10 protein-coding genes and 1 tRNA gene are annotated in these 12,741 nt (G+C 56.8%); 4 read left to right on the forward strand and 7 right to left on the reverse strand.

Annotated features, from left to right (window positions below; genetic code table 11):
* Nucleotides 1-516 precede the first annotated feature (516 nt).
* The gene (locus tag ACR0AJ_RS13180; RefSeq protein WP_480741057.1) at nucleotides 517-1,197 is read left to right on the forward strand and encodes a hypothetical protein; all 681 of its coding nucleotides are present in this window, start codon (nucleotides 517-519) and stop codon (nucleotides 1,195-1,197) included.
* 112 nt (nucleotides 1,198-1,309) lie between these two features.
* Here ACR0AJ_RS13180 and ACR0AJ_RS13185 read toward each other — a convergent pair.
* The 6 genes from ACR0AJ_RS13185 to ACR0AJ_RS13210 all read right to left on the reverse strand — a co-directional run bounded on the left by ACR0AJ_RS13185 (nucleotide 1,310) and on the right by ACR0AJ_RS13210 (nucleotide 6,485).
* A tRNA-Met gene (locus tag ACR0AJ_RS13185) sits at nucleotides 1,310-1,386 on the reverse strand.
* Between the two features lie 83 nt (nucleotides 1,387-1,469).
* Nucleotides 1,470-2,444, reverse strand: a complete 975-nt coding sequence (locus tag ACR0AJ_RS13190; RefSeq protein ID WP_170377306.1) for an alpha/beta fold hydrolase — start codon at nucleotides 2,442-2,444, stop codon at nucleotides 1,470-1,472.
* 1 nt (nucleotide 2,445) lies between these two features.
* On the reverse strand, nucleotides 2,446-3,918 hold the full coding sequence (locus tag ACR0AJ_RS13195; RefSeq protein ID WP_480647882.1) for a flavin-containing monooxygenase: 1,473 nt from the start codon (nucleotides 3,916-3,918) through the stop codon (nucleotides 2,446-2,448).
* Nucleotides 3,919-4,052: 134 nt separating this feature from the next.
* The gene (locus ACR0AJ_RS13200; RefSeq protein WP_170359617.1) at nucleotides 4,053-4,292 is read right to left on the reverse strand and encodes a hypothetical protein; all 240 of its coding nucleotides are present in this window, start codon (nucleotides 4,290-4,292) and stop codon (nucleotides 4,053-4,055) included.
* Nucleotides 4,293-4,325: 33 nt separating this feature from the next.
* Nucleotides 4,326-5,480, reverse strand: coding sequence for an aromatic ring-hydroxylating oxygenase subunit alpha (locus tag ACR0AJ_RS13205; RefSeq protein WP_480741058.1), 1,155 nt, complete (start codon nucleotides 5,478-5,480; stop codon nucleotides 4,326-4,328).
* Between the two features lie 99 nt (nucleotides 5,481-5,579).
* The gene (locus ACR0AJ_RS13210; RefSeq protein ID WP_170350230.1) at nucleotides 5,580-6,485 is read right to left on the reverse strand and encodes a LysR substrate-binding domain-containing protein; all 906 of its coding nucleotides are present in this window, start codon (nucleotides 6,483-6,485) and stop codon (nucleotides 5,580-5,582) included.
* Between the two features lie 548 nt (nucleotides 6,486-7,033).
* Between ACR0AJ_RS13210 and ACR0AJ_RS13215 the strand changes: the two genes are divergently transcribed.
* The 3 genes from ACR0AJ_RS13215 to ACR0AJ_RS13225 all read left to right on the forward strand — a co-directional run bounded on the left by ACR0AJ_RS13215 (nucleotide 7,034) and on the right by ACR0AJ_RS13225 (nucleotide 10,990).
* Nucleotides 7,034-7,540 carry a hypothetical protein gene (locus ACR0AJ_RS13215; RefSeq protein WP_480663112.1) on the forward strand — a complete coding sequence of 169 codons (507 nt, stop codon included), beginning with the start codon at nucleotides 7,034-7,036 and terminating at the stop codon, nucleotides 7,538-7,540.
* A gap of 115 nt (nucleotides 7,541-7,655) precedes the next feature.
* The gene (locus ACR0AJ_RS13220) at nucleotides 7,656-9,287 is read left to right on the forward strand and encodes a bifunctional aspartate transaminase/aspartate 4-decarboxylase (protein WP_480647885.1); all 1,632 of its coding nucleotides are present in this window, start codon (nucleotides 7,656-7,658) and stop codon (nucleotides 9,285-9,287) included.
* Between the two features lie 29 nt (nucleotides 9,288-9,316).
* Nucleotides 9,317-10,990 (forward strand): aspartate:alanine exchanger family transporter, encoded by a 1,674-nt coding sequence (locus tag ACR0AJ_RS13225; protein WP_170350233.1) that lies wholly within the window; start codon nucleotides 9,317-9,319, stop codon nucleotides 10,988-10,990.
* Between the two features lies 1 nt (nucleotide 10,991).
* On the opposite strand, the gene aspT is transcribed toward ACR0AJ_RS13225, so the two are convergent.
* Nucleotides 10,992-12,692: an aspartate-alanine antiporter gene (aspT, locus tag ACR0AJ_RS13230; protein WP_170350234.1), complete on the reverse strand. Its 1,701-nt coding sequence runs from the start codon at nucleotides 12,690-12,692 to the stop codon at nucleotides 10,992-10,994.
* Between the last annotated feature and the right edge of the window lie 49 nt (nucleotides 12,693-12,741).

Genomic DNA, 12,741 nt, shown 5'->3' on the forward strand with positions numbered 1-12,741 from the left:
ATGGTGCCTGTTGACAGCGACACAGCCCGTCGCATACCCCTTGTTTTGCTGGAGAGACCGGCTGAAGAAGTGCCTGTAACGGGAGCAGAACTTCCGCCCCCGGGCACCACTCTCAATTCACGAAAAATATTTCTTGGTAAATCAAATAGATGTGTAGTTATTGATTCCTCGATTCTTCTCGGGGAAGCAAAATTCGGCGTAATTGCTGCTCTTTCGTTGCTTATGCGAAGTCCAACGATTTCCAAACCTCGGCGGCAGATGAAGAGGAGAAGTCACCCTTCATCGTGCCGTTGCTTGGTTTCCGCAAGCAAGGCGAATTGCAGCTATTCAGCAAGGAGCATTTCCTTGACCTACCTTGACGGCTTGATGAATGCGACGCCTCGGATATCGCAAACCGTTTCAAGATCGTTGATGAAAGCCAGGCTGGTCAGATCGGCATATCCGAGAGTGGCAAGGTGGAGATCGACTTTGCACGCGCGTCCAAGGTGAGCTTGCTGCTGTCATCCAAGAGCCAGCATGGACTTTGCCCAGACTGGCCAACTGGATCGACGGGGTATAAAGCATCCTGACATTACCAAGCCGAGCGCGGTGGTGTTTTTTGGGAGCGCCCTGAACAAGCTGCTGGCCAGCGGCCATGACTTGGACACCTTGGCACGGAACAAATGCGATCTGCGCAATGTAGTAGCAGGTTTCATTTCCGATCTTCGATCCAATCGAGAAACCGACAACTACTCTGCCCTGTTTGCCGCTCACGCTGATCAGTTTGCCACCAGCGCAGAACTGTCCATGATCTTCGATGAGCAGAGTTACGCCTTCAACCAGCCCTATGCCGGGGCCACCAAGTTCAACAAGCATTACACCCCGTTGATTGGCGACTTGAAAGCCGAAGGCGAGGAGTTCGAGTGCGCCGTCTATCTGGACCGGTTGGATACGGTGAAATACTGGATTCGGAATATCGAGAACAAGAAAACCTCTTTCTGGCTCCAGCTACCACACGGAAAGTTCTATCCGGATTTTGTAGCGATGCTCGACGATGGGCGAATCTTGGTTGTCGAATACAAGGGCGCGCATCTTTTCGACTCGGAAGAAGCCAAGCGCCAGATTGGCGACGCATGGGCTGACGCCAGCGGTGGCCAATGCTTGTTCTGCATGCTGACTGACCGAGGATTCGATCTTATAGATAGGACAATCAGTTAGGTCCGCGTTAGAATCCCTTCCGCCGGGTTGCTGTCCCATTGCAGTCCCGGTGGATAACCTGCAGGGAGGATTTTGGCCACAGGACGTAATGTCTTTATCTTCAAGGGGATTTTGGTAGCGGAGGAGGGACTTGAACCCCCGACACGCGGATTATGATTCCGCTGCTCTAACCAACTGAGCTACTCCGCCATGAGTGAGTGGCGATTTAAGCGAGGGGCTGTGGCGGGTCAAGAGGGAAAACACGGTCAAAGCCGGATTCTTTTCTACGCCGTTCAAACCGTCTCGGGCGCCGCCTTGGTTTCGAAATACTTGGTTTCTGCGATCTGGCGGATGAATGCGGCGCATGTGTCCGGTGCCGTGATCAGGATCATATGACCTGCCCCGTCGATCCACTCGTTTGACAGGCCGAACTGGATCATTGGATCGCCGTGCGCGTGGGCTGCAAGTATAGCGTCCTGTGTGCCGTATAGAATGCCGCCGGGTACGGCTAACTCCTCATAGCGGGCGACCTGCGCCGCCATGCTGTCATCAATCCCCACGACGTCCTGCGATCCGGTGATGAAGGCCGACGGGCGCAGTCCAAGCGCACCGCCAGCACGATCCAGAAAGTCCGCAGGCGCAGGGTCGGGGGCGAAAACGACGTCCAGAGTGTGTGGTGCAGTTTTGGCGGCCACGGGTACAGCGATTGTGTTGCCGATCAGGCTGCGTAGCCATTCCGTGCGGATTTCCAGTGGTTTGAAAACCTGGGGTGTCGACGGCAAAACTTGCGTCAGAGGGGCTAGCAGAGCCAGGGCCTTGATCTTTTCTGGGTGGTCCAGCGCCATCGCCAACGACACCGCGCCGCCCAAGGAATGGCCTACAAGGACAGCGTCGGTGACGTCCTTGCTGTCCAGAAACTCTTGTATCATGCGCGCCTGTTCGGGCAGACGGCCCAGATCGGCACTGTCGCGGGTCGAATAGCCACAGCCGGGCCGGTCCACTGCGATGACGTGATAGTCATCGGCCAGCATGTCGACTAAGGCATAGGTGAAATGCTGCAACTGCCCAGCCAGCCCGTGGATCATGACAAGGGTCTGCTTCGACGGATCGCCCTTTTCCACATAATGGATGCTGCCGCCGTTCACGGGCGCGATGACCCCAAGCTGCGGAACTCGGATTTGGCCTTGGCGAGTCAGTTTGCGGGTCCACAGTTTCATGCCGACAAAAAATGCGACGATCAGCAGGGCGATGGTTAGAAGAGTGGTCATGTCAACGATCTCCGGCTGGGGGAGGGGCAGGGTGATATTGTTCCAGCCCGGATCGGGCCATGCGCTTTTCATACTCGGATACGGTGCCGGGCCAAAGCGTCGTGTTGCGGCCTTGGGCATCCTGATACCACGAGGTGCAGCCGCCCGCTTGCCAGACGCTGTCTGAGTGGCGGTCCTGCATTTCCTGCGTAAAGGCTTCTTGTTTCGCGGCGTCAGGTGTGATGGCCTGTAAGCCGTTGCGCTGCATCTGATCCAGCACCCGGCCTATATGGCGGACCTGTGCTTCGATCATCAGCACGACCGAGTTATGGCCCAATCCGGTATGTGGCCCCAACAGAATAAAGAAGTTCGGAAAACCTGCGATGGCAGTGCCCAGATTGGCCTGCATCCCATCGGTCCACGCTTGGCGCAGGGTCAGGCCATCGGTTCCGGTGATGTCCAGACGCTCGACCACGTCCGTCACATGAAAGCCTGTGCCCCAGATCAATACATCGGCTTGGGTCCGGCTGCCATCTGCGGCGATGATCTGATCTCCCTCGATTGTCGCCACCCCGTGCGGGATTACTGTCACGTTGTCCCGCGCAAGGGCCGTGTACCAGTCATTCGAACTGAGGATACGTTTGCATCCAATCCTGTAGCCAGGGGTCAGGCGTTCGCGTTGTTCGGGGTCAGTTATCGCTTTCTCCAGCCCGTTTCGCCACATCTTCATGGCAAAGTTGACCATCCGCTCTTCACCCCGAAACACACGGTGGCGATACTCAAAAATCCAGTAGATCAGTTTGCGGCGTATCCGGGGCAGGATGGGGATGCGCCTATAGAGGCTGCGAACCCACGGTGCAATTGGCCCGTCGGGGCGGGGCAGGACGTAGGGCGCGGTCCGTTGGAAGATGGTGATTTGGGCTGCCGTTTTCGCAATTTCAGGCACAAACTGAACGGCTGAGGCACCGGTGCCGACCACCGCGATGCGTTTACCCACAAGTTCCACGTCGTGATCCCATTCGGCAGAATGGAACTTAGGCCCGGGAAAGCTGTCAGCACCGGGTATGTCGGGCACATCCGGTAGATGCAGTGCTCCTATGGCCGAGACCAAAAAGCGCGCCGTCCAGTGCTGCCCGCCCTCGGTTTCCACCTGCCATTGGTCGCCGTCCCAGCGCGCGGATTTCAGTTGCTGGTGGAAATGGCACAGATCGTACAGGCCCTCATCCCAGCAGATCTTTTGCAGATACGCCTGAATCTCGGCCCCACCGGCATAGGCGCGGCTCCAGTCCGGGTTCAGGTGCGTGGCCATCGAATACAGATGCGAGGGAATATCGCATGCCACGCCGGGATAGGTGTTTTCGCGCCATGTACCGCCGATATCGCCCGCTTTTTCAAGGATGGCGATATCGCTGATTCCACGTTTGCGTGCCTCGATTGCCATGGTCAGCCCCGAGAACCCGGCACCAATGATCAGCATTTCCGCACTGTGCGCCATGCACCTGCCCCTCCCAAAGCAACCGTGACGGTTTCATTTGACTATAGGGGACCTAAGACGTCTGAACAGCTTCCCGTGGGGTCACATGGAGTTTGGATAGCCTGGTGCGCATTCGCCCTGACGTGACACCAATCTTAAAATTCGAGACGATGTGCCCGACCATGCGCGACAAGGCGTGCATTAAGTGTCTCGGCCTCGGGCGCACCGGATTCTAGCGCGAAGACAAAGGCGTGGGTTAGGTAAAAACACGCGGCATCAATGTCCTGTGCCGCCTCGCGCTCATCCGCAGCCATTGTGTAATAGTGGATCAGGGCAGCATGATCGTCCTGCTCATGGGCCTTTAACAGCAGGCGATCCAATTCGTCTTTTTCCATTGGACCTCCTGCCAAAAGGGGCCGGCCGAGAGGTTACTCCGCCCGTCCGTTTTCGATCTGCGTTGCGACCCAGTGATGGAAGTTATGGGTCGGCCCGTCCATTGCGGGTGAAAACCGTCCGCCATCGAACAGCACCCCATGGCGACCCTTTTGCATACCTTCGACAACAAAGACATCTTCTTCGAAAATGGCCCGCCACTGTTGTGCGTTTGTGGTGCGAAGCCCGTCCAGATGCGGCGTGTCCTCAACGCTTTTGGCATAGTACAGCCGGATATGTTCGACGGTGTTTTCGTGGTCGACCGGCTCAAGCAAGATTGCAAAGGCATGGTCGCGCTGCACCCCCAACAGGACGTTCGGGTATAAGGCTACATATTCCGCGCCTTCATCCCACTTGTCACTCAGGTCTTCAAAATCGGGAAAGGTGGTGCCGTCCTGATCCTTTAGCTGCCGGTAGACCAGCGTGCCCTGACCGGAGTAATGCCCGCGGACTTCGATGTTATAGTGATCTTCCAACCGGGAATAGCTGTTCAGGCCGGGATGCACCCAAGGCAGGTGATAGCTTTCGCAATAGTTCTCGACCGCCAGTTTCCAATTGGTTTTGACCTCCAGCTTGAACGAGGCCATCTCGCCGCCGTCATGCAGGGGTTGTTCGAATTCCTTCCACCGATCCAGCAGGGCACTATGGGCATCCTGAAACTCGGGTGCGTTGCCGTCTACGTTCACAAAGATCACATCGCGCCAGACATACGACCGGACACGCACCAGCCCCAGATCCTTGTGATCGACGTTTTCGTGCTTGTTCTGACCGGGGCCGCCCACATGCGGGGTAGCGCGCAGCTCACCTTTCAGGCTGTAGCACCAGCTGTGATAGGGGCAGCGGATCGCGCCTTCGATCTTGCGGGGCGTATCCACAAGGATCATGCCGCGGTGGCGGCAGGTGTTCTGGAAAACCCCGATCTCTCCGTCGCGATCACGGACGATCAGTAGTGGCATACCCAGAAAGTCGACGGGTTTTGCATCGCCTACCTCGGGGACATCCAGACCAAACCCGATCCCGGACCAATTGGCAAAGAGGACCGAACGCTTTTCTTCGGCAAAAACAACCGGGTCGATATAGTGTTCATTCGGCAGGCCATTTGCGATGGTCACATCGTTCAGAACGGATGACAGCGCGCTGTGCTTGTTCATCGGGCTCTCCTGTGGGTTGCTAGATGCGTTCTTTTCCGTATTGGCGGATGGTGTGACCCTTTCTCAATATCAGAAAACCTCACCACTGGGTGATCTGATCTAAACTGAACCGTCCTGAACCTCTTGAATGATCCATGATTTTAAGGCGCGGGCGCTGTCCGAGAGGTCTTCGTCCGGGCGGCCAACAATGTAGAATTGGTTGGGCGCAGTCAGATAGTGCGGGCCAATGGCGACCAGCTTTCCCGATTGCAGCATCGGCTGGATCAGCCGTTGCCAACCCAGCGTCAGCCCAGCCCCCTTGCGCGCCAGTTGCAGGGCAACCGAATAGCTGTTCACCCTGGAGTCAATCTGGATCGTGCCCACATATCCCAGTTGTTTGAACCATTCCGGCCAGGTGGTCCAAGTGCGGTCTTCCGAGGCCATGTGGATCAAGCGTTCGGCTGCCAGCGCGTCGAGGTCAGCACCAGCCAATCGGTCCGCGACCTCGGGGCTGGCGACGGGGATCAGGTGATCGCGGAACAGGGGGGTATGCGTCAAGTTCGGGTCGGGGTCGCGCCCGTAGCGAATAAAGAAGTCCACATCCGGTCGGTCCCGAAAAGGGCGATCCTGCGACAGCTGGTCCACGTTGACGTCTGGCATTTCGCGCCAAAATCGGATCACGGCGGGTGACAACCACAACGCCGCCACTGCCGTGGTCGATCCGACCGTGACTTTGCCGCCAGATTTGCGGTCACGGATCGTTGCCAGAACTTTCGAGATACGCCCGAATGACGACGACAGCGCCTCGTAAAGCGCGTTGCCGTCTTCGGTCAGATCGACGCCGCGATGCTTGCGCTGGAACAGCGTGGTTTCCAGATCGCCCTCCAACGCTTTGATCTGGTGGCTGACCGCGCCCGGCGTGACCGACAGTTCCTCGGCTGCATTCTTAAAGCTCAGATGCCGCGCGGCGGCCTCGAAGGCGGACAAGGTGGTCAGGGGCGGTAGGTTATAGTGGCGTCTGGACATAACGATTTGGGAAGTATTGCCTGATTTCAGATGAGCTCTCTTCATCCGAGTATTGGGCTTTTTATCGATGAAGGCCAGAACCACGTGCGTAGCAGTATTGTGTGCCGGTCAATTTGCTGGATAGGCGCGGTGAAATGTGGCCGTAAGCGGCGGGGGGAGCTGCTCTGCCTATAGGCGAGTCCGGTTGGTCAGGCGCTCACCCCCTGGTCCCGCTCGTACCCCCTCGTTAAATTCAAACTCGTAAACTGATCAGCAGGATTAGGTATTCATAGATGCGGAAATGGGCATAACTATTACAAGATCGTGTCAGTTCTATGTATCTTTCGGTCGAAACCGCGCAAATTGCCCCAATCTTAATGTGCATGTTTTCAACATACCTGCTGGTAATTACATCCTTTCCGCTAGTTATGTTTGTGTTAAATAGCTGGTCGTGACTTTTTTATTTCGCCAACAAAGGGATGTTTTCTGCAAAAAATGGCGTTAAATCGCATTCGGATTTCCTTTAGAATTTCCATGTCCTCATTAGACTTTGATGCTGGAGGACATCTATGAATTTGGAATCCCACGAAGCCGCAACAGAGATTGCACCGCGTGTCATCTCGATCGCAAAGCGCGAGCGCGAGATATTCCGGGCATCCAAAGCCGCCGAGGCCGCGTTTGAACAGGTCGCCTGCGCAGCCAAAGATGGCGCCGCAGTACATGGTGAGTTGCAGGACCGTGTCTTTTCCATTTTTCGCTGGTATTTCCTGTCAGCCTTTTGCACCCGTATGCTGACGGGCGCTGCGCATCGTCTTGAGCATCAGACCTTGCAGGTTTCGATGGATATTTTCAGTGCCGTCAAAATGGTGCTGACCGAAAGTGAGATTGAGCGGTCGATGGCTTTGGTCAGCGTCGAGCACACGTCGCCGACGATAGTTCGGGCGAATGACATTGGTAGCCGGGGGCATACTGTGGGCTGGGTTGCTGCAGGGCTGCATGAAATGGGGCGGGAATTCCCTGGCGAGATTCAGAATGCGCTGGCCGGTGCGCTGGCGGCGTCGACCCGGATCAACTGACCGCTGCGCAGTTATCCCAACGTCAGCGATTGGCTACACAGTTTACACACATGCGAATCCTTGCGTACGATCCGATAGAATTTTTCCGATTGTTTTAACGCAAGGGTTTGATGCCATGTCAGAAACACTGGACCTGCATAAGTTCGAAAACCTAAGTCCTTTTCAAATCAAAGACGAACTGATCAAGCTGGCGCAGAAAGAGTCACGCCAGATGGCGCTGCCTTATCTGAACGCAGGGCGTGGCAATCCAAACTGGATCGCCTCCAAAGCGCGCGAGGCGTTTTTCCTGCTGGGTCAGTTCGCCATGACCGAAGCACAGCGCCATCGCAACGAAGCGCTGGTCGGTCTGGCAGGGATGCCGCAGGGGCCGGGTTGCTATGATCGGCTCAACGCCTATTGCGCGGACTCGATCGCGAAGAACGGCCCTCCGGGCGCAGATACTCTGGCCGCTGTGGTGGATTTCGCGATTGAGAAATTCGGTTTTACCCCAGACGATTTCGTGCTGGAACTCACCGATGGCATCGTCGGTGATCATTATCCAATGCCGGACCGGTGCATGGCGCATAACGAAGCCATCGTCCATGAATACGTGATGTGGGCGATGTGCGCGGGGCACCGGCCCGATGCCAAGTTTGACATTTACGCGGTCGAAGGCGGCACTGCCGCGATGTGTTATATTTTCAAGGCGCTCAAAAACCAACGGTTGCTGAGTGCGGGCGATACCATTGCGCTGGGCACGCCGATTTTCACGCCCTACCTGGAAATGCCGGTGCTTGAAGATTACGGGCTGAATGTGGTGGACGTGTCCTCGGAAGAAGAGGACCATTTCCAGCTGACCGATGACGATCTTGAGCAATTGTCCGACCCAAAAGTAAAAGCGTTGTTCCTGGTCAACCCGGGCAACCCGTCCTCGGTCGCCATCAGCCCCGAGGTCATGGCTCGACTGGTCGAATTCGTCAAAACCCGGCGGCCTGACCTGATCATCCTGACTGATGACGTCTATGGCACCTTCGTTCCAAACTTTCAGTCCGTTATGGGTCATCTGCCCGAGAACACCATCGGGGTTTATTCTTACTCTAAATATTTTGGCTGCACGGGGTGGCGTCTGGGGGCCATTCTGGTGGCCGAAAACAACATCTTCGACAAGATGATTGCCGAGGCTCCGGAGGAAACCAAGACCGTCGTCAATGCGCGATACGAGACGCTGACCCCCGATCCGTCGTCGTTCAAGTTCATCGACCGGATCGTCGCCGACAGCCGCGATGTTGCACTGAACCACACGGCAGGCCTGTCCCTGCCGCAGCAGGTGATGATGACGCTGTTTTCGCTGGTCGAGTTGATGGACGAAGATAAGGGATATCAGAAGTTCTGCTGGGGTATCCTGAAACACCGTTTCGATGAACTGGTCGAGGGGATGGGTATCGACGTGCCCGACAACCCATTGTTCGACAAATATTACGGCATCATTGATTTCGAATTCTGGCTGCGAAAATATGTTGGCGAAGAGGTGGTGGTGTGGATCAAGGAAAACGTCCACCCGCTGGATATCTCGTTCAAGCTGGCGCAGGACCATGGGATCGTGCTGTTGAACGGATCGGGCTTTGATGCACCGAACTGGTCGGCACGTGTTTCTTTCGCCAATCTGGACGATAGCGCCTATCGCCAAATTGGGCGTGCCGTGCGGGCGGTGGCTGTGGGCTATGTACAGGCCTATCGGGCCTCGAAAGGATTGCCGCTACACGGCTGAGGCAGAGCCGCAGGGAAGGGGAGCTTATCATGGAGTTGATCGGGTCGATCCTGGGCCCTCATCCTGCGCTGGCCTTGTTCTGCAGCCTTGCCCTTGGCTATGCGCTAGGCAAGATCACCATCGGCTCGTTTACCGTTGGATCGGTGGCGGGCTGTCTTCTGGCCGGTGTTCTGGTCGGCCAGACCGGTGTGGTCGTTTCAGATGACCTGAAACAGGCGTTCTTTTTACTGTTTCTGTTCTCCATTGGGTACCGAACCGGGCCACAATTTTTTCGGTCTTTGAACTTTAGTGCGTTGCCGCAGATTGCCATCACAGTGTTGCTTTGTGTTGTGGCGCTGTTGGTCGCGGTGCTGTTAGCTCCGCTTATGGGGCTGTCCGTTGGAATTGCTGCGGGGCTTTTAGCGGGCGGTGTCACGGAAAGCGCGACCTTGGGTGTTGCCATTGACGCCTTTGCCAAAGCTGGCGCCGACGAGACCGCGCAAGCCATTTTCGACGGTGAGATTGCCACCGGTTTTGCTGTGGCTTACTTCGTCGGGGTCATTGCGACCATCATTTTCCACACGCAGCTGGCGCCCAGGCTCTATGGCAGGTCGCTGAAAGAGGCCTGCGCAGAATACGAGGCCGGGTTGAACAGCAACGACGCCCCGATGGTGTCCGAACACCGCGATTTCGAAGCCCGCGCTTATCGTATCAATCCCGAATTCGTCGGCCACAGGATTTCCGAGCTTGAGGCCCGCGTGCCCGAACATGTCCGCGCGTTTTTCGATCGTATCCGCCGGGGGAATAAGATCCTGCCCACCACACGCGATATGGTGCTGCAAGAGGGTGACATAGCCGCCATCGCCGGCGTGCGATCCTATCTGATCGAACACACCGCCTTATTGGGGGAAGAGGTTGAAGATCCTGAACTTCTGGACTTGCCGGTTCAAACCAACGACATCGTTGTGACCAACAACGAGGTGGTCAACAAGACCCTGGCTGAACTGTCCGCCCGTCCCGAAGCGCGCACCATCTACCTGCGCGGCATCATGCGCAGCGGCGAGCGTTTGCCAATCTTTCGCGGCGTGACCCTGCACAAGGGTGACGTGCTGACCGTTTCGGGCACTCGCAGTCATATCGAGGATGCCGCTGCACGCCTTGGTTATCTGGACCGTGAAACCAGCAAGACCGATATGGTTTTTGTGGCCTTTTTCATCCTGATGGGCGGGTTGATCGGTATCCCCGCGTTGAAGTACGGCGCGATAGAACTGGGGCTTGGGACGTCGGTCGGCGTGCTGCTTGGCGGTCTGGTGGCGGGGTGGTTGCGCTCGGTCCACCGCACATTCGGCTTTGTGCCTGAGGCAACGCTGTGGATTTTCGACTCGCTTGGTTTGTGCGTGTTTGTGGCCTGCGTGGGCATCACCTCGGGGCCGAGCTTTGTGACCGGGGTGATCGAAAGCGGGCCATCTTTGATCTTCGGGTCGGTGGCCATCGTGTTGTTGGCCCATGGGTCGGCGGTCATTGTTGGGTGCAAGGTCTTTGGCATAAACGAGGGCGTTCTGGCGGGCACCTGCTGCGGGGCAGGGACCTCGGCCCCCGGTCTGGCTGCCGTGCAGGAAGCGGCGCAGAGCCAGGTTCCAACCCTGGGCTATGGTCTTGGCTATGCCGTGGGCAACGTCTTGCTGGCCCTGTGGGGCTCGGTCATCGTGATCGTTTTGATGTAGCTTACGGCACGAATGCCACAACCAACGGACCCCAGAGTGTCAGGAATATGTTCGCCACCGCATAAGTCATCGTAAACGCGGGCGTCGGGGTTGCATTCCCGGCTTTTTCCAAAAGCGTTGCAAAACCGGGATTACCCGACCGCGACCCTGTCACCACTGCACAAGCCTCGACCGGGTTTTTGATACGCAAGACGAAATAATTGATCGGGAACTGCACGATCATCGGCATCAGTGTGACCACGACGCCCAACAACAGCAAGGTGATCCCGTATTGCTGAATGGCTTCAAGCGCAGGCTTACCCGCGTTCAGGCCAACAACCCCAACGAACACGGCCAGGCCAAAGCTTTGTAGGAAATTCGCAGCCCCACGATTGATCCCACCGATCTTGGGCCGCCGGATGCGCAGGTATCCGATGATTAGCCCGGTTACCAAGCAACCAAGACCGGACCCAAGCGCCACTTTCGTACCGGCAATGACAAAACTGATCTCACCGATCAGATAACCAACAGCCACGCCGATCCCCAGTGCAATGAAGTTGGTGACCGAGGCTGCGGGCGGCACATAGCCCGCCATTTTAGCAACCCGGTTCAGATCATCCTTGTGACCGACAATGCTGACTTCGTCACCCGCGTGGATTTCGGTGTTGTGCAGCACTGGCACTTCATGGCCCATGCGGATGATTTTTGAGATGTGGACGCCCCGCCGCTGATCCGCCGTCAACGCCTCGCGCAATTCCACTAGCGTCTTGCCGGTCAGTTTGCGGTTGGTGACCACGACATTGCGGCGCTCTTCCACAACGGTCAGTTCGGGCGGGTATTCTCCGATTTCACCGCTAGCTGTACCTTCGAATTGTGTCAGCGTTCCGACCAGGCCAGAAACCACGATCACGTCCCCTGCGCTGATCAAAGTACCCGGCGTCGGATCCACCGGGACGCCGTCCTGCAGCAGCTTTTCGACGACCAGATCACCGTCATAGCTGCCCTCGATGGATTTGACCGATTGGCCTGCAATCGCGGCGTCTGCATTCACCTGATAGGCGCGGGCATCAAAACGGTTCATCGGAAGGAACTCACCTTCCTCCAGCTTGCGACCGCCACCGCTGAGCTTCTGAGCCAGCTTGATTGCCTCTTGGCGCAGGTCGACACGCATGATGATCGGGATAACGCTGACCGCTAGGATCGGACCGATTGAGCCAAAGATATAAGTGACCGAATACCCCACCGCGATATTGGTTTTCAGCTTTTCTGCCTCATCCGCTGCCAGCCCCAGCAAGTCGATGGCATTGCCGGCGGTGCCGATGATCGCTGACTGCGTCAACCCTCCGGCGGCCAACCCGGCGGCCAGCCCTTTGTCCAACCCCGCCAATCGAGCCACGACGATGACGAAGAACAGCCCCCATAGCGTCATCATGAACGCGGCCAGCAGCTTGGTCAGGGCGGTTCGGTTCAGAGCCGCAAAAAACTGCGGGCCGCCATTGTAGCCGACCATGAAAATGAACAGCGAGAAAAAGACGTTCTGAACATCCGTACTCAGGTTGATACCGCCGATCTGACCCACGAAAACGGCCACCAGCAAGGTTCCGGCGATGCCACCCAGTTCGAACTTGCCGACCCGGAACTTGCCGACGCCGTATCCCAGGCCAAGACAGAGAAAAAGCGCCATGATCGGAAAGGCTCGGAGCTGTTCAGTGATCAATTCCATCTTAAATTCTCCAGGGTTCAAGTCTGGCTTTAACGGCGCCACGAATGGT

It is taken from the genome of Ruegeria sp. CJ9, from assembly GCF_056536625.1.